Origin of the sequence: Streptomyces sp. NPDC015171, assembly GCF_043079545.1 — a bacterium.
Classification (GTDB): domain Bacteria; phylum Actinomycetota; class Actinomycetes; order Streptomycetales; family Streptomycetaceae; genus Streptomyces.
The window spans coordinates 43365-66469 of sequence record NZ_JBIBUO010000009.1 but is presented as its reverse complement, the minus strand read 5'-3'; the positions used below and the strand labels follow the sequence as shown (position 1 = coordinate 66469).

At 71.5% G+C, this 23105-nt stretch carries 23 protein-coding genes and 1 riboswitch; of the genes, 11 read left to right on the top strand and 12 right to left on the bottom strand.

Going from position 1 to position 23105, the window contains the following annotated elements; translation table 11 throughout:
* Nucleotides 1–51 precede the first annotated feature (51 nt).
* Entirely contained in the window at nt 52–1059 is a 1008-nt protein-coding gene (locus ACF073_RS24315) for an ABC transporter permease (protein ID WP_392073270.1), read from the bottom strand.
* A 574-nt stretch (nt 1060–1633) separates the two neighbouring features.
* On the opposite strand from ACF073_RS24315, the gene ACF073_RS24310 reads away from it, so the two are divergent.
* A complete protein-coding gene (locus ACF073_RS24310; protein WP_392073269.1) occupies nt 1634–2197 on the top strand; it encodes a hypothetical protein in 564 nt (187 codons plus the stop codon).
* Between the two features lie 108 nt (nt 2198–2305).
* On the opposite strand, the gene ACF073_RS24305 is transcribed toward ACF073_RS24310, so the two are convergent.
* The 3 genes from ACF073_RS24305 to ACF073_RS24295 all read right to left on the bottom strand — a co-directional run bounded on the left by ACF073_RS24305 (nt 2306) and on the right by ACF073_RS24295 (nt 4768).
* A complete protein-coding gene (locus tag ACF073_RS24305; protein ID WP_392073267.1) occupies nt 2306–3091 on the bottom strand; it encodes an enhanced serine sensitivity protein SseB C-terminal domain-containing protein in 786 nt (261 codons plus the stop codon).
* 152 nt (nt 3092–3243) lie between these two features.
* Nucleotides 3244–4035 (bottom strand): enhanced serine sensitivity protein SseB, encoded by a 792-nt coding sequence (locus ACF073_RS24300; protein WP_392073266.1) that lies wholly within the window; start codon nt 4033–4035, stop codon nt 3244–3246.
* Between the two features lie 67 nt (nt 4036–4102).
* Nucleotides 4103–4768 (bottom strand): AAA family ATPase, encoded by a 666-nt coding sequence (locus tag ACF073_RS24295; protein WP_392073713.1) that lies wholly within the window; start codon nt 4766–4768, stop codon nt 4103–4105.
* Between the two features lie 178 nt (nt 4769–4946).
* Nucleotides 4947–5052: riboswitch (glycine riboswitch) on the top strand.
* A 190-nt stretch (nt 5053–5242) separates the two neighbouring features.
* On the opposite strand from ACF073_RS24295, the gene gcvT reads away from it, so the two are divergent.
* The 8 genes from gcvT to ACF073_RS24255 all read left to right on the top strand — a co-directional run bounded on the left by gcvT (nt 5243) and on the right by ACF073_RS24255 (nt 12300).
* On the top strand, nt 5243–6361 hold the full coding sequence (gcvT, locus tag ACF073_RS24290) for a glycine cleavage system aminomethyltransferase GcvT (RefSeq protein ID WP_392073264.1): 1119 nt from the start codon (nt 5243–5245) through the stop codon (nt 6359–6361).
* A gap of 139 nt (nt 6362–6500) precedes the next feature.
* Nucleotides 6501–6878, top strand: a complete 378-nt coding sequence (gcvH, locus tag ACF073_RS24285) for a glycine cleavage system protein GcvH (RefSeq protein WP_392073262.1) — start codon at nt 6501–6503, stop codon at nt 6876–6878.
* A 13-nt stretch (nt 6879–6891) separates the two neighbouring features.
* Nucleotides 6892–8157, top strand: a complete 1266-nt coding sequence (gene glyA / locus ACF073_RS24280) for a serine hydroxymethyltransferase (protein ID WP_392073261.1) — start codon at nt 6892–6894, stop codon at nt 8155–8157.
* 102 nt (nt 8158–8259) lie between these two features.
* The gene (locus ACF073_RS24275; RefSeq protein WP_392073259.1) at nt 8260–9627 is read left to right on the top strand and encodes an L-serine ammonia-lyase; all 1368 of its coding nucleotides are present in this window, start codon (nt 8260–8262) and stop codon (nt 9625–9627) included.
* Between the two features lie 119 nt (nt 9628–9746).
* Nucleotides 9747–10214 (top strand): HD domain-containing protein, encoded by a 468-nt coding sequence (locus tag ACF073_RS24270; RefSeq protein WP_392073257.1) that lies wholly within the window; start codon nt 9747–9749, stop codon nt 10212–10214.
* Nucleotides 10214–10690, top strand: a complete 477-nt coding sequence (locus ACF073_RS24265; protein ID WP_392073255.1) for a hypothetical protein — start codon at nt 10214–10216, stop codon at nt 10688–10690. Before ACF073_RS24270 ends, ACF073_RS24265 begins: the two co-directional genes overlap by 1 nt.
* Nucleotides 10678–11709, top strand: a complete 1032-nt coding sequence (locus tag ACF073_RS24260; protein WP_392073254.1) for a phosphatidylinositol-specific phospholipase C domain-containing protein — start codon at nt 10678–10680, stop codon at nt 11707–11709. The genes ACF073_RS24265 and ACF073_RS24260 overlap by 13 nt, the downstream gene beginning before the upstream one ends.
* A gap of 36 nt (nt 11710–11745) precedes the next feature.
* On the top strand, nt 11746–12300 hold the full coding sequence (locus tag ACF073_RS24255; protein ID WP_392073253.1) for a glycoside hydrolase family 25 protein: 555 nt from the start codon (nt 11746–11748) through the stop codon (nt 12298–12300).
* 16 nt (nt 12301–12316) lie between these two features.
* Here the strand turns inward: ACF073_RS24255 and ACF073_RS24250 are convergent, their stop codons facing one another.
* Together ACF073_RS24250 and ACF073_RS24245 are read right to left on the bottom strand one after the other, a co-directional pair.
* Nucleotides 12317–12979, bottom strand: coding sequence for an NADPH-dependent F420 reductase (locus tag ACF073_RS24250; protein WP_392073251.1), 663 nt, complete (start codon nt 12977–12979; stop codon nt 12317–12319).
* Between the two features lie 217 nt (nt 12980–13196).
* Nucleotides 13197–13409 (bottom strand): EF-hand domain-containing protein, encoded by a 213-nt coding sequence (locus ACF073_RS24245; RefSeq protein WP_392073712.1) that lies wholly within the window; start codon nt 13407–13409, stop codon nt 13197–13199.
* Between the two features lie 213 nt (nt 13410–13622).
* Between ACF073_RS24245 and ACF073_RS24240 the strand changes: the two genes are divergently transcribed.
* Entirely contained in the window at nt 13623–14312 is a 690-nt protein-coding gene (locus ACF073_RS24240) for a GNAT family N-acetyltransferase (protein WP_392073249.1), read from the top strand.
* Here the strand turns inward: ACF073_RS24240 and ACF073_RS24235 are convergent.
* From ACF073_RS24235 to ACF073_RS24210, 6 genes are all read right to left on the bottom strand, one after another.
* The gene (locus tag ACF073_RS24235) at nt 14279–15466 is read right to left on the bottom strand and encodes a beta-propeller fold lactonase family protein (protein ID WP_392073247.1); all 1188 of its coding nucleotides are present in this window, start codon (nt 15464–15466) and stop codon (nt 14279–14281) included. The two genes, ACF073_RS24240 and ACF073_RS24235, sit on opposite strands and share 34 nt — an antisense overlap.
* On the bottom strand, nt 15466–16260 hold the full coding sequence (locus tag ACF073_RS24230; protein ID WP_392073245.1) for a polysaccharide deacetylase family protein: 795 nt from the start codon (nt 16258–16260) through the stop codon (nt 15466–15468). The genes ACF073_RS24235 and ACF073_RS24230 overlap by 1 nt, the downstream gene beginning before the upstream one ends.
* 93 nt (nt 16261–16353) lie before the next feature.
* Nucleotides 16354–16857 carry an ATP-binding protein gene (locus ACF073_RS24225; RefSeq protein ID WP_392073244.1) on the bottom strand — a complete coding sequence of 168 codons (504 nt, stop codon included), beginning with the start codon at nt 16855–16857 and terminating at the stop codon, nt 16354–16356.
* A 299-nt stretch (nt 16858–17156) separates the two neighbouring features.
* A complete protein-coding gene (locus tag ACF073_RS24220; RefSeq protein ID WP_392073242.1) occupies nt 17157–17924 on the bottom strand; it encodes an enoyl-CoA hydratase/isomerase family protein in 768 nt (255 codons plus the stop codon).
* 79 nt (nt 17925–18003) lie between these two features.
* Nucleotides 18004–19233, bottom strand: coding sequence for an Ig-like domain-containing protein (locus ACF073_RS24215; protein ID WP_392073240.1), 1230 nt, complete (start codon nt 19231–19233; stop codon nt 18004–18006).
* Nucleotides 19234–19388: 155 nt separating this feature from the next.
* A complete protein-coding gene (locus tag ACF073_RS24210; RefSeq protein ID WP_392073238.1) occupies nt 19389–20612 on the bottom strand; it encodes an Ig-like domain-containing protein in 1224 nt (407 codons plus the stop codon).
* A gap of 221 nt (nt 20613–20833) precedes the next feature.
* Here ACF073_RS24210 and glgX point away from each other — a divergent pair, with 221 nt between their 5' ends.
* On the top strand, nt 20834–23077 hold the full coding sequence (gene glgX, locus ACF073_RS24205; protein WP_392073236.1) for a glycogen debranching protein GlgX: 2244 nt from the start codon (nt 20834–20836) through the stop codon (nt 23075–23077).
* Nucleotides 23078–23105 lie beyond the last annotated feature (28 nt).

Sequence of the window (23105 nt, the reverse complement as noted above, 5' to 3'; positions counted from 1 at the left end):
TTGATGAGAGACCCCGTGTGCAGAGCCACGGGACGCTTGGGGTGGGGCAGTTCAGCGAGAGCCCTTGGGGTCCAGCGCGTCACGCACACCGTCGCCGAAGAGGTTGAAGGCGAGAACGGTGATGAAGATCGCCACACCCGGGACCACCATGTACATGGGGTCGGAGTCGTAGTAGTCGATCGCGTTCGACAGCATCTGGCCCCAGGATGCCGTGGGGGGCTTGACGCCCACGCCCAGGAAGCTGAGTGCCGCCTCGGTGAGGATGTTGGTGGGGATCATCATCGTGGTGTACACGATGATCGGCGCGACGAGGTTGGGCAGCAGTTCCTTGAAGAGGATGTACAGGCGTCCCGCGCCCAGCGAGCGGGCCGCCTCGACGTACTCGCGCTCCCGCAGCGAGAGCGTCTGGCCACGCACCACACGTCCGATGTAGGGCCAGCCGAAGAACCCGATGACCAGGATCATCACGAACACCCGGACGCCCGTGCCGGTGAGGCCCAGCATCTGGTTCGGCATGACGGAGACCAGCGCGATGATGAACAGCAACTGCGGGAAGGCCAGCAGGCCGTCCATGACACGGCTGATGACGGAGTCGACCCAGCCGCCGAAGAAGCCGGCCAGGATGCCGAGTACCGTGCCGAGGATGATGGCGACGACCGCCGAGAGGAACCCGACCAGCAGCGAGATCTGGGCGCCGAAGACGATGCGCGCGAAGATGTCGCGGCCGCTGACCGGCTCGACACCGAGCAGGTGGTCACCGCTCATGCCGCCCAACGACCCCTTGGGAGTGCCGAAGAGCGGGTCGATGAGGCTCTCGTGGTAGGCGTTGGGATCCTGCCCGACCAGTTTCGTGATGACGGGCGCGAGCAACGCGACCACGATCAGGAGGAGCACGACGATGCCGCCCGTCAGGGCGAGCTTGTCCCGCTTCAGGCGCTCCCAGGCGATCCGGCCCAGGGAACGCCCCTGAACGGCCTTGGCGCCGGCGGCGGCCGCGGCCGCTTCGTCGGCCGCGCCCGGGGCCGCTTCCGCGGTCGGCTCGTGCAATGGTGCCGTCATTAGGCAGGGACCCCTCTCAACCGGCGGTAGCCGGGGTGCACTTGCCGCTGGTAGCGGCATCAATCAGACCGTCGTACACAGGGGCCGCGGGCCCCTTGGAGTGGGAGTCTTCAACGGTTGTGCGACAAGCCGCCAGCCTTGGCGCTGAATGGATGCGCAACCGTGATGCAAGCTGCGGTTTCACGTTATGCGGACACCTGGTTGCGAGGAGCGGACGCCGCACCGGATGCCGATGACCGTGTCCACCCACCCCATCCGCATGACGCGACACCGTCAACCCCACTGTGGCGCTCATCACACAGGCCGTTCACCTTGCCATCCTTGGGGCGTTCTGAGCAGTTCTTCCGCACGCGTGGGACAGGCAATAGGGACATCATGCCGAGTCGAACTATTGTGAAATAAACAGTGGTTGAGGATTCCTTGAGGAAAGAGCCAGATAACTTAAGAAGTTCCCTTGTACCCGCCCGACCCCCCGAGTAACTTCCCTATCCGCAGGAGGAGTTCGGCCACCAAAACGGGCCCGGATACCACCGGCAGTGGCAGACCCAAAAACAGAAGAACGCGGGGAGCAGAGATGAAGTTCATCGGACTGAGCGGCCGAGCCGTGGCCACCACCGCTTTCATGATCGGAGCGTCCGTCGCCCTGCCGACGGCGGCCTCCGCAGCGGACGTGACCCCGAAGAGTTGCGGGGCCGGGTCCTTCTGGATCGTGGACAAGGTCGGCGGCCGCTACTACAAGACTTCGGGCGACCCGGCGGGCAAGTACAACGCCAGCCCGTCGAGTTCGACCCTCAAGTACGCCATCAAGATCACCAAGTCCCGCTCGTCGGGCTGGTCGGCCGGCGGCGGCCTGAGCGTCAAGGCCGCGGTCGTCACCATCAATGGCAGCGGAAATTACCACGTCACCAAGACGAACACGACGGGTGTCACCGTCACCGACACCCTCAAGGTTCCGGGAAAGCATTACGGCTACGTGACGCCCAAGGTGGAGTTCCAGAAGTTCCACATCCAGAAGGGCCATTACGGCCCGCATTGCTCGACCAAGATCGACAAGGATTACGGGGTGTTCGGCGGCATCACGGCGGCGCTTTTCTGGTCCGAGTGCGTGGGCAAGAACCCGTGCACGCCCAAGCCGTGACCTCCGGCACGCGCGGCAGCGTCTGACAAATACACTGTGCCCGCCCCGCCCTCTGCCGGAGCGGGCACAGTGCTGTGCGGACACGGCCCAGGGCGTCGACGGCGTCGGTCAGTACCCGGTGGCCGGGGCCTGGAGCCGGTGCGGGGGCGGCGCCGCGTGGGCCTCGCGGTCGTAGAAGGGGCGCGCGTTGGCCCGCATCCACATCACCACCGGGTCGAAGTCGTCGGTCATCGCCACCGTCGACACCGGCAGTCCCTCCGGGACCGCGCCGACGGACTGCTGCATCATCGCGCGCACCGAGTCGACCGCGGCCGGCGAGGCGTCGTACACGTCGAGGCCGATGGCGAGGTACGGCGCCCCGAGCGTGGGCTGCACCCAGGCGCGGCGCAGCGAGCGGAGCGCGGGGGTGCGGTGGGCGTTCTGCGCGAGCAGGGCGTAGAACTGCGGGATCTCGATGCCGGGTTCCGAGAGCCTGAGCGGGCCCGCGGGCTGGCGGTCCAGGCCGGTGGCGATACGGCGCAGGTCCAGCCAGGGGATGCCGACACCGCCGCCCGGCGCGTGCGGGTTGACCCACACTCCGTAGTGGTCGGGATAGAGCGTGCGGGCCACGTCCAGGCCGTCGACCACCTCGTAGGAGCGGTTCCAGCCGCTGGCCGACAGCTCCTGGGCGGAGGTCACGCAGGGGGCGTAGTGGAAGCCGTCCACCTCCATCGTCCCGTACTGGGCGTCCGGGGAGCCGGCCTGGCCGTGCCACAGGAACATCCAGATCTGGCCGGAGGACGGGGTGGCGAGGGCACGCAGCAGGGCCTCGTAGGCGTCGTAGCGTCCGGGCGTGACCTGGCGCAGCATGTGCTCGACGCTGCCGGTCACGCTGCCGCTGTGACTCGCGCTCACCTGTCGTGCCCTTCTATTCAGTGCCCCGCGTTCGGAAACAGCTTAAGCGCCTGGCAGCCCGGGGCCTTCTGTTCGTGCGCGGGCGCGGGGTGCGCGCGGCCGGTCGCGCGCGTCCCCGCGCCCCCGAGGTCCGCCGGCGCCGGGGCCGCTGATCAGTGACCGTGCTGATAGAAGGGGCGGACGTTCGACTTCAGCCAGCCGGAGACCGGGTCGTCGGTCACGTCCAGCAGCACCAGGTTCACCGGCCACTTGACCGGGACCGCGCCGAGCGCCCTGCCCAGCGCCTCCAGGGGGCGGGCGCGCAGATCGCCCTCCCACTGGGAGAGCTCCACGCCCACGAACATCACCGGGTCGGCCGTCTCCACGGCGGCCAGGCAGCGGCGGGCGGTGAGGACCACGCCGGCCGCGGCGAACTCGGCGGAGGCGGCGGCGAGGAAGTCGACCGGGTCGTCCTGCCAGTCGGGCTCGAAGAGCCGGACCCGGCCGCCGGTGCCGGGGCCGTCGAGCGGGGTGCGGCCCACACGGCACAGCTCGGCCACGGCGGCGGGCGGCAGCGGGATGCCGACCACGCCGTCCGGGTTGACGGCGATGCCGACCTGCGCGGGCAGGCCGCGGGCGAACTCCACCGCCGGGGCGACCGTGTACGACATCTGGACTCCGGCCACCTGGCGCAGCTGCTCCTCGGAGCTGAACACCGGGACGTACGCCTGGCCGTCGATGTCCAGCGTCGGGAGGTCGAGCGTGCCGCTGTCCGGGCCGCCGCCGCTCGGCAGCGGGATCCACAGGAAGCTGCGGCCGAGGACCTCGACGATCCTGCCGCCTGCCGCGGGGATGCCGAGGGAGGCCGAGAGCACCTCCTCCAGCTCGTTGCCGGGCCAACCGCCGTGCGGGTGGGGGTGCGCCTGTGCCGGGAAGTCCGCGGGAAAGTCCGCCGGGAAGTCCATCTGCCTACCGCCTGCTGGAAAACCGCTGCTGTGACCTAGAAGGCTAGCGGGTGGCTGTGACAACGCCTCACCGAGTGAAGCCGATGCGGCTCAGCACGTCCGCCGCTTCCCGGTCCAGCAGCACGGCGCCGCCGCAGCCGGCGGGCAGCGCGCCCTTCTCCACCGCGCGCAGCAGGCGGGCCGCCGTACGGCAGTGCCGGCGGAAGGCGTAGCGGGAGACGCCCCGGCCGCGCTCGTGCTGGCCCTGCCTCGCCGTCTCGGGGGTGACGTCGAGGAGGAGCAGGTGCAGGGTGGCGCCGCGGCGGCGGGCCGCGCGGGCCAGCCAGCCGCGCACCCAGGGCTGGGTGCCGCAGTCGTGCACGACGACTCCCTCGCCGGTGCGCAGGGCCCGGCGCAGTGCGGCGTAGTGGGCGAGCCTGACCAGCGGGCGGTACAGCGCGTAGGGCAGGGCGCGGGGGAGGCGGGCCTCCCAGCGGTCGCGGGTGTCCTGGGAGTCGACGCGGTGGCCGCTGACCGCGCGCCGCATGAGGGTGGACTTGCCGCTGCCGGGCAGGCCGGTGATCACCACCAGGTCGCGGGGGCCGAAGAGCAGGGCGTGCGGGCCGCGGCCCGCGCGGTCGCGCAGATCGCGGACGACCGGCGCGGGGCGGTCGGCGCAGCGCTCGCGAGCGGGGGCGGAGGGCTGCTTCGGCACCGCGGTGCCGGCGGCGGCGTAGGCCGAGGTCCTGTTCACCGTGATCGTCCTCCCCTTGGGCTTGGTCATCCCCATGCCCGTTGTATGTAAAGAGAAGGTAATGGGCAACGGTCGGCGCTTCATGCGCGTACGGCCACAGGTCGGTCACAAGGAGCACGCTCTGGCTGGGCGGGGTGCGGCGTGCAATGATGTGCGCGCCAACTGCATACCGGCCGTTTGAATCCGCGCGGGAGAGTCCCCAGGTCCCTTCCCGGACCGTCTGGGGCGCCGAAGGAGCAAGTCCCTCCCTTGAATCTCTCAGGCCCCGTTACCGCGCGGGCGAGGCACATCTGAAAAGCGGGCCGCTGCGACAGCGGCCCCACCCAAGGTGCAAGCCTTGACCGTCCCGGTGGCGGTCATGGCGAACCTCTCAGGTTCCGATGACAGATGGGGAGGAACGTTCCTCGCCCTCCCCCACGCTCGGCTTCGCTCGCGCGGGGGGACCCCATGCCTGCCCTGGGAGACGACCGACCGATGAGCAGTACCGAACTCCGTCACACCGCCCTCGACGCCGTGCACCGCTCGCTGGGCGCGACGATGACCGACTTCGCCGGCTGGGACATGCCCCTGCGCTACGGCTCGGAGCGCGACGAGCACCTCGCCGTGCGGACCAGGGCCGGTCTCTTCGACCTCTCCCACATGGGCGAGATCACCGTCACCGGTGCCGAGGCCGCCGCCCTGCTGAACCACGCCCTGGTCGGCAACATCGCCTCCGTCGGTGTCGGCCGCGCCCGCTACACCATGATCTGCCGGGCCGACGGCGGCATCCTGGACGACCTGATCGTCTACCGGCTCGCCGAGACCGAGTACATGGTGGTGGCCAACGCCTCCAACGCCCAGGTGGTGCTGGACGCGCTGACCGAGCGCGCCGCCGGCTTCGCCGCCGAGGTCCGCGACGACCGGGACGCGTACGCGCTGATCGCCGTGCAGGGCCCGCAGTCCCCCGGGATCCTGAAGTCCCTCACCGACGCCGACCTGGACGGCCTGAAGTACTACGCCGGCCTGCCCGGCACGGTCGCCGGTGTCCCGGCGCTGATCGCCCGCACCGGCTACACCGGCGAGGACGGCTTCGAGCTGTTCGTGAAGCCGGAGCACGCCGTCGAGCTGTGGCAGGCGCTGACCGAGGCGGGCGAGGGCGCCGGCCTCGTCCCGTGCGGCCTGTCCTGCCGTGACACGCTGCGCCTCGAAGCGGGCATGCCGCTGTACGGGCACGAGCTGACCACGGACCTGACGCCGTTCGACGCCGGGCTCGGCCGGGTGGTGAAGTTCGAGAAGGAGGGCGACTTCGTGGGGCGCGAGGCGCTCACCGGGGCCGCCGCCCGCGCCGAGCAGAACCCGCCGCGGATCCTGGTCGGCCTGATCGCCGAGGGGCGCCGCGTCCCGCGCGCGGGGTACCCGGTCGTCGCGGGCGGTGCGGTGATCGGCGAGGTCACCTCCGGTGCCCCCTCCCCCACCCTGGGCAAGCCGATCGCCATGGCCTACGTCGACCCGGCCCACGCGGCGCCGGGCACCACGGGCGTCGGCGTGGACATCCGGGGCAGCCACGAGCCGTACGAGGTCGTGGCGCTGCCGTTCTACAAGCGCCAGAAGTAGAGACCGAGCGCGGTCGCGCGGCCCCGGGGCCCCCGGTCCCGCCGCCGGTGCGTGACCCTGCGCACATTCGCCCGCTCACCAGCGGTTTCCGCAGTCCCCCCGTCACCAGCACTCACGCGTGTACAGGAGAATTCAGGCCATGAGCAACCCCCAGCAGCTGCGCTACAGCAAGGAGCACGAGTGGCTGTCGGTCGCCGAGGACGGCGTCTCGACGGTCGGCATCACGGAGCACGCGGCCAACGCGCTCGGCGATGTCGTCTTCGTCCAGCTCCCCGACGTGGACTCCACGGTGGCCGCGGGCGAGACCTGCGGTGAGCTGGAGTCGACCAAGTCGGTCTCCGACCTCTACTCGCCGGTCACCGGTGTGGTCACCGAGGTCAACGAGGACGTCGTCAACGACCCGTCGCTGGTGAACTCCGCCCCCTTCGAGGGCGGCTGGCTGTTCAAGGTGCGCGTCTCGGACGAGCCGGGCGACCTGCTCACCGCCGACGAGTACACCGCGTTTTCCGCCGGCTGAGGAGGCACAGACGATGACTGTTCTGAACACCCCCCTGCACGAGCTGGACCCGGAGATAGCCGCCGCGGTCGACGCCGAGCTGCACCGCCAGCAGTCCACGCTGGAGATGATCGCCTCCGAGAACTTCGCGCCGCTCGCGGTGATGGAGGCGCAGGGTTCGGTCCTCACCAACAAGTACGCCGAGGGCTACCCGGGCCGCCGCTACTACGGCGGCTGCGAGCACGTCGACGTCGCCGAGCAGATCGCCATCGACCGGGTCAAGGAGCTGTTCGGCGCCGAGTACGCCAATGTGCAGCCCCACTCCGGCGCCTCCGCCAACCAGGCGGCCCTGTTCGCGCTGGCCCAGCCCGGGGACACCATCCTCGGTCTCGACCTGGCGCACGGCGGCCACCTGACCCACGGGATGCGGCTGAACTTCTCCGGCAAGCAGTTCGACGTGGTCGCCTACCACGTGGACCTGGAGACCGGCCTGGTCGACATGGCCGAGGTCGAGCGGCTCGCCAAGGAGCACCGCCCCAAGGTGATCATCGCCGGCTGGTCGGCGTACCCGCGTGAGCTGGACTTCGCCGAGTTCCGCCGGATCGCCGACGAGGTCGAGGCGTACCTGTGGGTCGACATGGCGCACTTCGCGGGTCTGGTCGCCGCCGGCCTCCACCCGAACCCGGTGGAGCACGCGCACGTGGTCACCTCGACCACCCACAAGACCCTCGGCGGTCCGCGCGGCGGCGTCATCCTCGCGAAGAAGGAGTTCGCGAAGAAGCTGAACTCCTCGGTCTTCCCGGGCTTCCAGGGCGGTCCCCTTGAGCACGTGATCGCGGCCAAGGCGGTCTCCTTCAAGGTCGCCGCCTCGGAGGACTTCAAGGAGCGCCAGCGCCGTACGGTCGAGGGCGCCCGGATCCTGGCCGAGCGCCTGACCGCGGCCGATGCCCGCGAGGCCGGCGTGAACGTGCTGTCCGGCGGCACGGACGTGCACCTGATCCTGGTCGACCTGCGCGCGTCCGAGCTGGACGGGCAGCAGGCCGAGGACCGGCTCCACGAGGTCGGCATCACGGTCAACCGCAACGCCGTCCCGAACGACCCGCGTCCCCCGATGGTGACGTCGGGCCTGCGCATCGGCACGCCCGCCCTCGCCACCCGCGGCTTCACGGCCGAGGACTTCGCCGAGGTCGCGGACGTGATCGCCAAGACGCTGAAGCCGTCGTACGACGCCGAGGCCCTGAAGGCACGGGTGACGGCGCTCGCCGCCAAGCACCCGCTGTACCCGGGGCTGAACAAGTAGGTCACCTTTCGCGGGGCACCGCGCACACTGGAAGAAGCGGCGTGTGCGGTGCCCGCCCCCCTGTACCACCCTTTGCACCACCCCCGTATTGAGGAGTCACCCGTGGCCATCTCGGTCTTCGACCTGTTCTCGATCGGCATCGGCCCGTCCAGCTCCCACACGGTCGGTCCGATGCGCGCGGCGCGCATGTTCGCGCGGCGCCTGCACAACGAGGGCCACCTGGAGAAGGCGGCCTCCGTCCGTGCGGAGCTGTACGGTTCGCTCGGCGCGACCGGCCACGGCCACGGCACGCCCAAGGCGGTGCTGCTCGGTCTCGAGGGCGCCTCGCCGCGCACGGTGGACGTGGAGACGGCGGACCAGCGGGTGGACGACATCAAGTCGTCCGGGCGGCTGAACCTGCTCGGCGAGCACGAGATCGCGTTCGACTTCGACGCGGACCTGAAGCTGCACCGCCGCAAGGCGCTCCCGTACCACGCCAACGGCATGACGCTGTGGGCGTACGACGAGGCGGGCGCGGAACTGCTCACCAAGACCTACTACTCGGTGGGCGGCGGCTTCGTGGTGGACGAGGACGCGGTGGGCGCGGACCGCATCGTGCTGGACGACACGGTCCTGAAGTACCCGTTCCGCACCGGCGACGAGCTGCTCCGGCTCACCAAGGAGACCGGTCTGTCGATCTCCTCCCTGATGCTGGAGAACGAGCGGGCCTGGCGCACCGAGGAGGAGATACGCGAGGGTCTGCTGGAGATCTGGCGCGTGATGCGCGCGTGCGTGCAGCGCGGCATCTCCCGCGAGGGCATCCTCCCCGGCGGCCTGAAGGTCCGCCGCCGCGCGGCCGTCTCGGCCCGCCAGCTGCGCGCCGAGGGCGACCCGCTGGCGCACGCCATGGAGTGGCTCACCCTCTACGCGATGGCGGTGAACGAGGAGAACGCGGCCGGCGGCCGGGTCGTCACCGCCCCGACCAACGGCGCGGCCGGCATCATCCCGGCGGTCCTGCACTACTACATCAACTTCGTCCCCGGCGCCGACGAGGACGGGGTCGTGCGCTTCCTGCTGGCCGCCGGCGCGATCGGCATGCTCTTCAAGGAGAACGCCTCCATCTCCGGCGCCGAGGTCGGCTGCCAGGGCGAGGTCGGCTCCGCCTGCTCGATGGCCGCGGGCGCCCTCGCCGAGGTGCTCGGCGGCTCCCCCGAGCAGGTGGAGAACGCGGCCGAGATCGGCATGGAGCACAACCTGGGCCTGACCTGCGACCCGGTCGGCGGCCTGGTCCAGATCCCGTGCATCGAGCGCAACGGCATGGCCGCGGTGAAGGCGGTCACGGCCGCGAAGATGGCGATGCGCGGCGACGGCTCGCACAAGGTGTCCCTGGACAAGGTCATCAAGACGATGAAGGACACCGGCGCGGACATGAGCGTGAAGTACAAGGAGACGGCCCGGGGCGGGCTCGCGGTGAACATCATCGAGTGCTGACGGCGCCGCCCGCGCCGGGGACCGGGGTTCGCCCGGACGCCTCCCACGGGCCACTCGCCGGACGTGTCCGCCTGTGACGCTCGGCGAAGTCGTCTGTACCGCTGTGCCCCGAGGAGCGCGTGCGCCCGCTGTCCGGCTGCCCGGTCGGCGACCTGCCGGCGATGGGGCTCCGTGACACCTGTCCGTGCGCCGAGTGCCGTGATCCGCGCTCCGGGCAAGAGCTGTTCGCCGGGGCCGGCGGGACCGCGTACCCGGGCGAGCCGGTCTCCATGGCCCAGCACATGCCGCGGGCCGGGGCCCTGGCCGAGGCGGCGGGCGCCGGCCCTCACCTGGTGGCCGCCGCCCTGCTGCACGACGTCGGGCACGTCGAGGGCGACGTGGTCACCGGCCGCGCGCTGATGACCGGCACCGACAACCGGCACAGCCGCACCGGCGCCGACGCGCTGGGCCGCTGGTTCGGCCCCGAGGTCACCGAGCCGGTGCGGCTGCACGTGGCCGCCAAGCACTGTCTGTGCGCGGCGGAGCCGGAGTACCGCGGCCGGCTGTCCGAGGCGTCGAACACACCCTGGAGGTCCAGGGCGGGGTGATGGCCCCGGAGCAGGCCGCGGAGTTCGCCGCCCGGCCGGGTGCCGCCGACGCGGTCGCCGTACGCCGCTGGGACGACGAGGCGAAGCACCCGGACGCCGCCACCCCGCCGTTCGAGCACTTCCTGCCGCTGCTCACCGGGCTGCTGCGCGGCTGGCCGGGCGGGACCGGGCACCCCTGCCCGGTCCCGCCCGGCGCCCGTTCACCCCCTGTGCACGGTGCCCGCGTACCGCTGGGCGAAGCGGTGACGTCGCAGCGCCGCCGCATCCCGGTGAGCGGAAGGAAGAACCGGGTCACCGCGATGACCGGCGGAAGCCTCACCGCCGTCCTGAACCCCGGACAGCTGTGCACAGGAGACCCACTCCCCGGCCGCCCGGAGGCGGATGTTGCCCCCGGGGCCACCGCACGGCAACCACCTCCCCTTAAGCTGCCGCCAACTCATCCGCGACGAAGGGGACTTGACTCATGCGGGGCTTGAGACGGCTGGTGGCACCGGTGGGCGCCGCCGCACTGCTGGCGGTGGTACCGGGCAACGCCCACGCGGCGGCGCCGAAGTTCTCCGAGACGACGGCCATCGGCACGCACAACGCGTACGACAAGGCCAAGTACCCCTATTTCGCGCAGGCGCTGGACTCCGGGGCCTCGCTGCTGGAGCTGGACGTCTACGTCGACAGCATCACCCACCGCTGGCGGGTCAGCCACAGCAACCCGCTGGGCAACGACAACAACTGCGAGGCGGCGAAGACCCCGGGCGAGCTGTACGGCAAGAGCCGCAACCAGGACCTCGGCAGCTGCCTGGACAACATGGCCGCCTGGAACCAGCTCCACCCCGACCACCCGCCGATCGTGGTCAAGGTCGAGCTGAAGGTCGGCTTCAACGACAAGGGGGGCCTCGGCCCCGACGAGTTCGACACGCTCGTCGCACAGAAGCTGGGCAGCAGCGTCTACAAGCCGGCCGATCTGCTCGGCGGGACGTACGGCACGCTGGACGCGGCGGCGAAGGCGAACGCCTGGCCGTCCAGGGACTCCCTCAAGGGCAAGTTCCTCTTCGACCTGATCCCGGGCACGGTGGAGCAGGCCAACCCGTTCGACCACTACTGGACGGACGAGGAGTACGGCGACCATCTGCGCGACCTCGCGGCGGCCGGGAACATCTCATCCGCCCAGGCCTTCCCGGTCGTGCTCGGCGCCGCGAACGGCGACCCGCGCGTCAGCCGCTACGACGCCTCGATCCGCCCCTGGTTCGTCTTCTTCGACGGTGACGCGGCCGCGTACGTCAACAACGGCTACGACACCTCGTTCTACTCCGCGAACCACTACATCCTGATCACGACGGACGCCCACAACGTCTCCCCCGCGATCTCCTCCACCAGTCCGACGGACGCCGAAGTCGCCGCGCGGCTCGCCCTGCTGGCCAAGGACCACGCGAGCCTGATCACCTCGGACTGGTCCGCGAAACCGGCATCGGTGCTGAGTTCGGTGACAACCCGGAGCTGAGGTTCCGTTTACGGCCATAGGGGGCACAACACCCCCATGCTGCATGGCATCGACGTAAGCGCCTACCAGTCCTCCGCCTACGAAACGGACGGCCTCTCCTTCGTCTTCATCAAGGCGACGGAGGGCCGCTCGTACATCAACCCCCGGCTCACCGCGCAGACGAAGACGGCTCGCGACGCCGGACTGGTCGTCGGCTTCTACCACTTCCTGTGGCCCGGCAACCTCAACGCCCAGGCCGACTACTTCCTCAGCCACACACCGGAACGCCCCGGCGACATCCTCGCCGTCGACTGGGAGACCACCGGGGACGGCACCCGCGCGAGCAACGCGGAGAAGGACCGCTTCATCCGCAGACTCAAGGAACTCCGCCCGGACAACCGGGTCGTCCTCTACTGCAACCGCCACTTCTGGCTCGACATCGACACCACGTCCTACGCCGGAGACGGCTTGTGGATCGCCGACTACGTCACCGCGGGCAAGCCGCGCATCAAGGCGGACTGGCGGTTCCACCAGTACACCAGCGAACCCCACGACAAGGACGTGGCCCGCTTCGCGGAGGAGGACGACCTGCGCGACTGGGCCACGCCCTAGGGGCCGGGAGCGGGCGTCAGGCGCGGAAGTCCGCCGGGCGCTGGGGGGAGGCCTCCGCGAGGGCCTTCTCCACCTCCGCCACGCCCGCCCGCAGACCGTAGACCGGGCTGCCGGGCTGCTGGTGCCAGGACTCGCCGATGGTGCCGGCGTCCACCGTGTCGAAGCCGAGTTCGTCGATCAGCTCGCGGACGGTCCGCTTGGCCGCGGCGTCGTCGCCCGCGACCGGGAGGGCGATGCGGTCCGGGTCGCCCGCGGGACGGTGGCGGTCCAGGATGTCCTGGGCATAGGTGCCGTTGAACGCCTTGATCACCGGGTGGCCGAGGTGCTGCTCGGTCCAGCGGCTCTCGGTGAGGCCCTCGTCCTCGATGGCCGCGATCCGGCCGTCCCGCTCGCGCGGGTAGTAGTTGCCGGTGTCGATCACCGCGGCACCCTCGGCCGCGCCGTCCAGCAGGCCGGCCGGGAGGTCCGGGACCGCCTTCAGCGGGACGGTGACGACGACGACCTGGGCGCCCTCGGCCGCCTCCTCGGCCCTTACCGCCCTCGCGCCGGTCTCCTCGGCCAGTTCCCGGAGCGTCTCGGGGCCGCGCGAGTTGGCGACGGAGACGTCGTGGCCGAGGGCGGTGAGGCGCCGGGTGAGGTTGCCGCCGATGTTCCCCGCGCCGATGATGCCGATCTTCATGACAGACCCTCCGTGAGCGCACTTCCATGCACATGCATGGTTCCTGGTACTGACCGTCAACCCGGGCCGGCCGGGGACTATTCCTGCGGTGCGGCGAACGGGTGAGCGCGGGCACGGGCCGCCGCCGCGGCGCCCGCGGGGGCGCCATGGCCGGGTGGCGGCATGACGAAGGGGGTGCCCCCTCCGCACGGGACGGGCACCCCCTGTCGTCACCGGGTCACTTGGACAGGTACGCCCAGAACTCGTCGAACGACAGCACCTTGTCGCCGTTGAGGTCGCGGGTGCGGATGATGGCCTCCGCGACCGTGTCGGTGACGTTCCAGTCACCTGCCTGCGCCAGGGCGGACTTGAACTCCGCCGCGGTGATGAATCCGTCACCGTCCGCGTCGATCCGCTGGAACTGCTTGCGTGCTTCCTCGATGTCCGCCACCGATCCGCCCCTTTTGGTTGTGTTTCTCATGCCGTGCTGGCGTACTGACGCTGGTCAGATTAACGGCCCGCGCGAGCACCGATTGCCGCGACCGCCCACCCGGGGCCCTCGGCGGCCGGCGCGGCGGGCCGGCCGGCGGGGCAAGTACGGTGCCGCCGCCGACCGCGTCTGCGAGTCTGGGCCCTCCAGTGGACCGAGATCCGGGGAGCGGCCTTGGCGACCTTGCGGGACCTTCTCGACGCGGCGGCGGCCGGCGTCTTCCCGCCGGCGGACGGCGGGACGACGGTCGTGGCACAGCCCTCACCGCGGGACGCCGGGGTGCTGTCCTTCACCGCGCACTCGGTGATCGTCACGGACGAGGATCCGGAGTGGGTGCGGGAGACCCTGCGCGGCACGGACTGCGACGCGCTGGCGGCGACGCTGAACCCGCGTTTCCTGACCGCCCTGCTGGACCGGACGGGCCGCCGGGCCGAGACCGTCGACGCGGTGCTGGTGGCGGCCCCGCTGCCGGGCGTGCCGCCGCTCGCGCTGCGGGAGATCGAGGACGCCGCCCACCCCCGGATCGCCTACGCGCGCGGCAGACGGGACGACGTGCGCGCCTGGACCGCCGAGGACGGGGTGCTGGTCCTGGGGCGCGGGGTCGCCGGCCGTCTGGAGGTGTCCGTCGAGGTGGCCGAGGGCGCCCGGCGGCGGGGGCTGGGCCGGCTGCTGGTGACCGCCGCCCGGCAGCTGGCCACGGAGCCGCTGTGGGCGCAGATCGCCCCGGGGAACGCGCGCAGCATGCGGGCGTTCCAGGCGGCCGGCTACCGCCCGGTGGGCGCGGAGGCGCTGCTGCTCCCCCCGCGCGACGGCGCGCGGGGGCGGCCCGGTCAGCGGAAGATGCCGGTGTGCCCCAGCGAGTAGCGGCCGGGCTGGGGGTAGACGGCGAGGCCGTGCGGTCCGCTGCCGACCTTGATGCGGGCCAGCTGGGCGCCGGTGCGGGTGTCGATGGCGTACACCTCGGCGTTGTACCGGCCGGACAGCCACAGGACCTTGCCGTCGGCGGAGACCCCGCCCATGTCGGGGCTGCCGCCGCCGGGCAGGCGCCACTTCTTGGTGAGCCGGTCCCGGGCGAAGTCGAAGACGGAGACGGTGCCCTCGCCGCGGTTGGAGATGTACATCTCGCGGGAGTCGCGGCTGATGTAGAGGCCGTGGGCGCCCTTGCCGGTGGCCAGGAACCGGGGACGGGTGAACTTGTCGCCGTCCAGGATCCACACGCCGTCGGCCATCATGTCGGCGATGTAGAACAGCTTGCCGTCCGGGGAGACCTTGACGTCCTGCGGCATGGCGCCGCGCAGCGGCAGCCGCTCCTGGCGCAGGACCTCCATCCGCGCGGTGTCCACCTTGAGGATCTCCCCGCTGAACTCGCAGGAGACGATGAAGTAGCGGCCGTCGATGGAGAAGTCGGCGTGGTTGACGCCGTAGCAGGTGACCGGGACGGACTTGACGACCTTCATGGTGTGCGCGTCGCGGAAGACCAGCCGGCGGTCCATGGAGGCCATGACGACGGCGTACTTGCCGTCGGGGGTGAAGTAGAGGTTGTACGGGTCGTGCACGTCGACCGGCGGCCCCGCCCGCCCGGTCCGCGGGTCGATCGGGGTGAGCGTGTTGCCGAGGTCGTTGTTGACCCAGAGGGTCTTCAGGTCCCAGGACGGCACGACGTGCTGGGGCTGGCGGCCGACCGGGATGGTCTCGACGACCCGGTAGGTCGCGGGGTCGATCACGGTGACCGTGTTGGAGTTGGTGTTGGGGACGTACACCCGGGAGGGGAAGTCCGCGACCACGGGCGAGAGCCGGTTCGGCCGGTCGGCGGCGTACAGGTCGGCCGGGTCCTCGACCGGCGGCATCCCGGGCAGCACGTCCAGCCGCGGCTGCCGCACCCGCGGCTGGACCGGTGCCTTGCTGACGGGGGTCTCGCGCGGGCGCTCCGGCTCCCCGCCGCCGCAGGCCGAGAGCAGGGCCAGGGCGGTGACGGCGGTGCCGGCGGCGAGCAGCCGGGCGGCTCTGGTGGTTCGCATCAGCTCAGCAGCTCCGTGGTGGTGACCGCGCGCAGTCCGCGGCGGCCGAGTTCGGCGAGGACGTCGGGGAGGGCGGCGACCGTGTCCGGGTATCCGAAGTGCAGGCTCACCACGGATCCGTTGCGTGCGCCGGCGAGGACCGCACGGGTGACGGCGGCGGCGCCGGGGCTGGTGTAGTCGAGCGAGTCGACGTCGTACGACAGCACGTGCGGGTAGCCGGCGGCCCGGGCCAGCCGGACGACGAGCGGGGAGGCGGACTGGGCGCGGGAGGGGCGGAACCAGGTGCCGATGGACCCGGTGAGCCGCTTGAGCCGCTCGGCGCAGTCGGTGATCTCCTTGCGGGCGTCCGCCTCGGCGAGGGTGTTGACGCCGATGTGCCGCTGGGTGTGGTTGCCGAGGTCGTGACCGCCGTCGAGGATGCGGCGGGCGAGGTCGGGGTGCTCGTCCAGCCAGGTGCCGACGGCGAGCACGGTGAGCCGGGCGCCCCGCTGCTCGGCCGTGGCGAGCAGGGTGCGGGCGAGGGCGGGGTCGCCCTGGCCGTGGAAGGTGAGGGCCACCTGGGGGCGGGTGCGCGGACCGTGGGCGATCTGGTCGGGCCGGCCGGGGAAGGCGCGGGGCGCGGGGGCCGCCTTGGCGCGGGCCGAGGGCCGGCGGGGCGCGGCCGTGGTGGCCGGGGGCGGTGCCGTGGCGCCGGGGGGTGCGGCCGGTGCGGCGCCGCACCCGGCGGCGAGCGCACCGCCGGCGACGATCCCGGCACCCGTGCGCAGCGCCTCGCGGCGGTTGGTGGTGGTCACGCGCACCATTTAAGGGCGAATCGTCATGAAAGTAGATCATTGACCCCCGATTGCGGTATGCCTTCGGGTCGTACGGAAGCGTCCCGCGGCGTCTCAGCGGTCGGTGACCCGCATCTCGAACCAGGTCGTCTTGCCGCGCGGCAGCAGGTCGACGCCCCATCGGTCGGAGAGCTTGTCCACGAGGAACAGTCCGCGTCCGCTGACGTCGAGTTCCTGGACCGGCATCAGACAGGGCAGTCCGCGCGAGGGGTCGCGGACCTCCACCCGGATCCAGCCGGGGCGGCGGCGCATCCGCAGGGCGAAGACCCGGGCGCCGGTGTGCCGTACGGCGTTGCCGACGAGTTCCGACACCAGCAGGACGGCGTCCTCGGCCAGTTTGGGGCTGAGCCGCCAGGTGCGCAGGACGACGACCTGGGCGAGCCGGCGGGCGGTGGCCGCCGACTCCGGGCGGGACGGCAGCGGGACCTCCGCCTCCGTCGGGTTGCCGAACAGTTCGAGCGCTTTGAGCGCCTGTTCGTCCTCGACCGCAGGCGACCAGCGCGCCGCGGCAGCACGGCTGTGTCCCCGCGGCTGATCGATGCCCTCCAGCCCCGCCATGCCCCCATGATGGCCGCCGCGGGCCTCCTTGGGGGCCGTTCCGGAGGAATACGCCCCCTGCACGCCCCTGCTCCACGCCTGCCGAGCGGCATATGCCGAGGGCATGCCGATGTCCGGCGCAGCCCGGTTGACCTGCGGCGACGGCTCACTTCCGGGCAAGCGCCGAACTCCCTCGACACAGCAGACTTAAGGTTGCCTTAAGGCTCCCATAAACCGCTCCATCGAGGGAACCGAATGAGACGTCGCGTCAATTGCAAGGACCACGAACGGAGTTGGCGGGACGTTCACACGGCGGACGGTCAGTTGAACTTGGCCTTGCCGGGGCCCTCCTCCACGAAGCTGCGCATGCCCCGCTCGCGGTCCTCGGTGGCGAACAGACCCGCGAACCAGTTCCGCTCCACGGTGAGCCCGGTGTCGATGTCGGCCTCGAGACCGGTGTCGACCGACTCCTTCGCCGCGCGCAGCGCGATCGCCGGCCCCTGCGCGAGCCCCGCGGCCCAGGCGTGCGCCTGCTCGTAGACCTCGGCGGCCGGGACGACCCGGTCCACCAGGCCGATCGCCAGGGCCTCGTCGGCCCGCACCTGACGGCCCGTGAAGATCAGGTCCTTGGCCTTGGAGGGGCCGATCAGCCGGGGCAGCCGCTGGGTGCCGCCCGCGCCCGGGATCAGCCCGAGCAGGATCTCCGGCTGGCCCAGCTTGGCGTTGTCGCCGGCGATGCGGTAGTCGGCGCACAGGGCCAGCTCGCAGCCGCCGCCGAGCGCGTAGCCCGTGACGGCGGCGACGACCGGCTTGGGGATGCGGGCCACGGCGGTGAAGGCGTCCTGCAGGGCGCGGGCACGCAGGACCATCCCGGCGTGGTCCATGTCCTGCATCTCCTTGATGTCCGCGCCCGCCGCGAACACCTTCTCGCCGCCGTAGATCACCACGGCGCGCACGTCGTCGCGGCGCGTGGCCTCCTCGGCGAGTTCCTTCAGCCGGTCCTGCGTGGCGATGTCCAGCGCGTTCATCGGCGGCCGGTCCAGACGCAGGGTGCCGACGCCTTCGGCGACTTCCAGAGTGACGGTCATGCAGGCAGGTTAACGGGCACTAACGACAGCGGGCCCGGTGCCGTTCCTCACAGCACCGGGCCCGTCCGTCAGCGCGGGCTCACTTCTTCCAGTCGGCCCAGGACATGTTCCAGCCGTTGAGGCCGTTGTCCGGGGCCACCGTGGCGTCGTGGGAGTTCTTGACGACCACCACGTCGCCGCTCATCGAGTGGTTGAAGAACCAGGCGGCCGGGACGGAGCTGTCGTAGCCGCCGCGCACGTCGCGCAGGCCGATGCAGCCGTGGCTGGCGTTGTAGTTGCCGAAGGCGCCGCCGCCCCAGTAGTTGCCGTGGACGAAGGTGCCGGAGTCGGTGAGGCGGATGGCGTGCGGGACGTCCTTGATGTCGTACTCGCCGCCGTAGCCGACGGTCTCGCCGTTCATACGGGTCACGACGAGCTTCTCGCGCATGACCATCTGGCCGTTCCAGGTGTCGTAGCCGGGCTTGCCGGTGGTGACCGGGATGGTCTTGACGACCTTGCCGTCCTGGGTGACCTTCATCGTGTGCTTCTTGGCGTCCACGTAGGAGACCTGGTTGCGCCCGATGGTGAACGTCACGGTCTTGCGCTGCTTGCCGTAGACGCCGTCGCGGCCCTCGACGCCGTCGAGGTCGAGTTCGACGGTGACCTTCGTGCCTTCCTTCCAGTACTTCTCGGGGCGGAAGTCCAGGCGGTCGTTGCCGAACCAGTGGCCCTCGACGTCGACGGCCGGCTCGGTCCTGATCCTGATGGCCTTCTCGACGTCCTGCGGGTGGGTGATACCCCGGGTGAAGCGGACGGAGAACGGCATGCCCACCCCGACGGTGGAACCGTCCTCGGGCGTGAAGTTGCCGATGAAGGTGTTCTTCGGGGTCAGCGTGGTGAAGCTGGAGTCCTCCGCGGCCTCGCGGCCCTCGGAGTCCTTGGCGACCGCGTGCACCGTGTACTTGGTGCCGCCGGCCAGATGGGTCGACGGCGTCCACGAGGCGCCGCCCCCGGTGATGGCCCCGTCGACCTTCGCGCCCTTCTCGTCCTTGACGGTGACCTCGGTCAGCTTGCCCTTGGCGACGCCGACCTTGAGCGCGCCGCTGGTGTCGACGCCGGTGGCACCGGACTTGGGCGCGATGCTGACGGCGGCCGCGGACTGGGTGCCCTGGCGGCTGCCCGCTCCCTTGTCCCCCCCGGCCTTGGAGCCGGACTCTCCGCCTCCGCCGCACGCGGTGAGCGACAGCACCAGGGCGCCGGCTATGAGTGCCAGTTCCCTACGGCCTCGCCGCCCCTGTGCCGACGCCCCCGAAAAAGGCCGTATGTTCAAGTTGTTCTCCCCTCGCCGGGCCGGAATCCGGCCCGCTCCCCACCTCTGTGCGCGCATATTAACCGCCGGGATTTGAGCGCGGTGTCAGGCGAATGTCACCGTTCCGTCGCAACTTCCGCCCGCCACCGCCGCCCCGGCGCGCACCCCTCACCTGGTTATTTCACCGCACCGGCCGCCTTCCACTCCTTCCAGGTCATGTTCCATCCGCCCAGTCCGTTGTCCGGCGCGACGATCTTGTCCTTGCTGTTCACGACCTCGATCACGTCACCGACCAGACTGCGGTCGAAGAACCAGCCCGCCGGGGTGTCCGAACCGCCGCCCTTGATGTCCCGGAGCCCGACGCAGCCGTGGCTGACGTTGACCCGGCCGGGGGCGTCCGTGGCCCAGTAGTTGCCGTGCAGGAAGGTGCCGGAGTCGGTGAGCTTCATGGCGTGCGGGACGTCGGGGATGTCGTACTCGCCGCCGAAGCCGACCGTCTGGCTGTTCATGCGGGTGACCTCCAGCATGTCCATCACCACCATCTTCCCGTTGTAGCTCGGGTGCTTGGGTGCGCCCGCGGTGATGGGGACGGTGGCCAGGAGCTGCCCGTCGCGCCGGACGTCCATGGTGTGCTTGGCCGCGTCGACCAGCGAGACCTGGCTGCGGCCCACGGTGAAGGAGAAGGTCTTGTCCTGCAGGCCGTAGCTGCCGCGGGCGCCTTCGACGTCGCGCAGGCCGAGGTCGACGGTGACCTCGGTGCCGGGCTTCCAGTAGTGCTCCGGGCGGAAGTCGAGGCGCCCCTTGCCGAACCAGTGCGGGCGGATCTCGACGGGGGGCCGGGCGGTGACGCGGATGGCCCGTTCGACGGCCGCGCGGTTCTCGATCTCCCGGCTGAAGGAGAGCGAAACGATCATCCCGGTGCCGACGGTCGAGCGGTTCTCGGGGGTGACGTATCCGATGAACCGCTCGTCGGGGACGTAGGTGGTGAAGGTGGTGTGCCGGGCCGAGCGGCGGCCCCGGGAGTCCGTCGCGACCACGTCGACGGTGTACTTGGCGGCGAGCGCCAGCCGGTCCGCCTCCGGCTGCCAGGTCGCTCCGTCCTCGCTGATGTGCCCCGGGACCGGCGCGTCCTGCGCGTCCTGGGACCGCACGACCGTCACCTTCTCCAGCCGGCCGCCGGGCACCCGCACCCGCAGCCGGTCGCCGGGGCGTACGCCCTTGCCCCCGTCGTCGGGGGTCACCCGGATGACGTCCTCGGGGGCCGGTGGATCCCCCGGCCCCCCGCCGAGTCCCAGTGGTCCCGAGCCGTCCGCGGAGCAGCCCGTGAGCAGCCCCGCCCATGTCAGTACGGCGGCCAGCGCGGCCCCCGTGCGCCGTGCGCGTCCTTGTACGTGCCTCACGGGGGGCTCAACGACCGGGCCCGCTCCGGGGAAACGTGAGTGCGAGCCACGCACTGGGCAGAACAGAGGGAAGGACGACACGTTGGGGAGCCGCCACGCCCGGTCGGAGCCGTCGGGCGCAGTCGTACCGGGCCGGCCGGGGCGCTGATCGGAGCGCCCGCGGCTTCTCGGCACGGTCGGCCGCGCCCCTCGGGCGAGCCACTGATGAAGAGGGGCCGACAGTGACGAGCGCAGCCGAGCAGCGGGCACCGGCCGGGGAGCCGGCCGCCGGGAGCGGGCAACCGGCGACGGCCGACGGCGTCCGGCAGGCCCTGCCGGCCGCCCCGGCCGCGTGGCCGGGTGCGCCGACCCCGCTGGGGGCCCGGTTCCGGGCCGGCCCCAACGGGGTCGCCGGCACCAACTTCGCACTGTGGGCGGCCGGGGCCGAGGCGGCGCGGGTCTGCCTGTTCGACGAGCGGGGCCGGGAGACGCAGATCCCGCTGACCGAGCTGACGCACGAGATCTGGCACGGCTTCGTGCCGGGGGTGATGCCCGGGCAGCGCTACGGCTACCGGGTGGAGGGCCGCTGGGATCCGTGGACCGGCGCCCGCTGGAACCCGGCCAAGCTGCTGCTCGACCCGTACGCGCGCGCGGTGGACGGCGAGTTCCGCCTGCCGCCCGAGGTGTACGGGCATGTGCGGGACTGGCCCGAGCAGCAGGTCGCGGACACCGTGCGGGACGAGCGGGACTCGGCGCCGTACGTCCCCAAGGGCGTGGTCGTGCACGATGACGACGACTGGTCCGACGACCGCCGGCCCAAGACCCCCTGGGCGGACTCGGTCATCTACGAGCTGCACGTGCGCGGCTTCACCCGGCTGCACCCGGACATCCCCGAGGAGCTGCGCGGCACCTACGCCGGCCTGGCGCACCCGGCCGCGATCGAGCATCTGACGGGCCTCGGCGTCACGGCCGTCGAGCTGCTGCCCGTCCACCAGTTCGCGCACGAGGACCATCTGCTGCGCCGGGGCCTGAAGAACTACTGGGGCTACAACTCCATCGGCTACTTCGCCCCGCACGCGGCCTACGCGGCCTCCGGTACGACGGGAGGGCAGGTCGGCGAGTTCAAGCGGATGGTGCGCGCGCTGCACGCGGCCGGCATCGAGGTCATCCTCGACGTGGTCTACAACCACACGGCGGAGGCGGGCGAGCTGGGGCCGACGCTGTCCCTGAAGGGCATCGACAACCGCGGCTACTACCGGCTCCAGGACGACGCCCGCCGGTACGCCGACTACACCGGCTGCGGCAACACCCTGCACGTCGTCCAGCCCCAGGTGCTGCGGCTGATCACCGACTCGCTGCGGTACTGGGTGACCGAGATGGGCGTGGACGGCTTCCGCTTCGACCTGGCGGCGGCACTGGCCCGCTCGATGCACGACGTCGACATGCTCTCCCCGTTCCTCGCGGTCATCGCCCAGGACCCGGTGCTGCGCCGGGTGAAGCTGATCGCCGAGCCCTGGGACATCGGCTCGGGCGGCTACCAGGTGGGCGCCTTCCCGCCCCTGTGGACCGAGTGGAACGACCGCTACCGCGACACCGTCCGGGACTTCTGGCGGCACGCCCTGCCCGATGTGCGCGAGATGGGCTACCGCCTCTCCGGCTCCAGCGACCTGTACGCCTGGGGCGGCCGGCGCCCCTACGCCTCGGTCAACTTCGTCACCGCGCACGACGGCTTCACCCTGCGCGACCTGGTGTCGTACGAGTCCAAGCACAACGAGGCCAACGGCGAGAACAACCGGGACGGCACGAACGACAACCGGTCCTGGAACTGCGGGGCGGAGGGCGAGAACGGGGACGAGCGGGTGCGGGCGCTGCGCCGCCGGCAGATCCGCAACCTCCTCGCCACCCTGCTGCTGTCCACCGGCGTGCCCATGCTGGTGGCCGGCGACGAGCTGGGCCGCACCCAGCGCGGCAACAACAACGCCTACTGCCAGGACAACGAGATCAGCTGGCTGGACTGGTCGCTGCTGCGCGAGCCCGGCTGGCGGGCGCTGTACGACCTGACCGCCCGGCTGATCGGGCTGCGCCACCGGCATCCGGTGCTGCGCCGGCGGGCCTTCTTCTCCGGCCGCTCCCAGAGCGCGGACGGGCTGCGCGATCTGGCCTGGTTCACCTCGCGGGGCGCGGAGATGACCGAGGGCGACTGGTACGCGCCCGCGGCCACGCTCGGCATGTATCTGTCCGGGCGGGACATCCCGGGCCGCAACGAGCGGGGCGCCCCGGTGGTGGACGACAGCTTCCTCGCGGTGCTGCACGCGGGCGACCGGCCGACCGGCTTCGTGCTCCCGGGCCCGCCGTGGGCCGAGCGCTACCGGGTCCTGCTCGACACCTCCCTGGAGGAGCAGACGGAGACACCGGGTACGGTCCATCCGGCGGGTGCGGAGATCGCGGTGCCGGCGCGGGCCGTGCTGCTGCTGCGGGTGGAGTGACACCGCGGCACGGGTGCGGCCCCCGCAC

What these genes read in the sequence shown, in the direction of transcription:
- ACF073_RS24310 (WP_392073269.1), top strand. Translation starts at nt 1,634, where the DNA reads ATGAAGTTCATCGGACTGAGCGGCCGAGCCGTGGCCACCACCGCTTTC.
- ACF073_RS24225 (WP_392073244.1), bottom strand. Translation starts at nt 16,857, where the DNA reads ATGGCGGGGCTGGAGGGCATCGATCAGCCGCGGGGACACAGCCGTGCT.
- ACF073_RS24300 (WP_392073266.1), bottom strand. Translation starts at nt 4,035, where the DNA reads ATGGACTTCCCGGCGGACTTTCCCGCGGACTTCCCGGCACAGGCGCAC.
- ACF073_RS24255 (WP_392073253.1), top strand. Translation starts at nt 11,746, where the DNA reads ATGCTGCATGGCATCGACGTAAGCGCCTACCAGTCCTCCGCCTACGAA.
- gcvT (WP_392073264.1), top strand. Translation starts at nt 5,243, where the DNA reads ATGAGCAGTACCGAACTCCGTCACACCGCCCTCGACGCCGTGCACCGC.
- ACF073_RS24260 (WP_392073254.1), top strand. Translation starts at nt 10,678, where the DNA reads ATGCGGGGCTTGAGACGGCTGGTGGCACCGGTGGGCGCCGCCGCACTG.
- ACF073_RS24220 (WP_392073242.1), bottom strand. Translation starts at nt 17,924, where the DNA reads ATGACCGTCACTCTGGAAGTCGCCGAAGGCGTCGGCACCCTGCGTCTG.
- gcvH (WP_392073262.1), top strand. Translation starts at nt 6,501, where the DNA reads ATGAGCAACCCCCAGCAGCTGCGCTACAGCAAGGAGCACGAGTGGCTG.
- ACF073_RS24265 (WP_392073255.1), top strand. Translation starts at nt 10,214, where the DNA reads ATGGCCCCGGAGCAGGCCGCGGAGTTCGCCGCCCGGCCGGGTGCCGCC.
- ACF073_RS24250 (WP_392073251.1), bottom strand. Translation starts at nt 12,979, where the DNA reads ATGAAGATCGGCATCATCGGCGCGGGGAACATCGGCGGCAACCTCACC.
- glyA (WP_392073261.1), top strand. Translation starts at nt 6,892, where the DNA reads ATGACTGTTCTGAACACCCCCCTGCACGAGCTGGACCCGGAGATAGCC.
- ACF073_RS24235 (WP_392073247.1), bottom strand. Translation starts at nt 15,466, where the DNA reads ATGCGAACCACCAGAGCCGCCCGGCTGCTCGCCGCCGGCACCGCCGTC.
- ACF073_RS24315 (WP_392073270.1), bottom strand. Translation starts at nt 1,059, where the DNA reads ATGACGGCACCATTGCACGAGCCGACCGCGGAAGCGGCCCCGGGCGCG.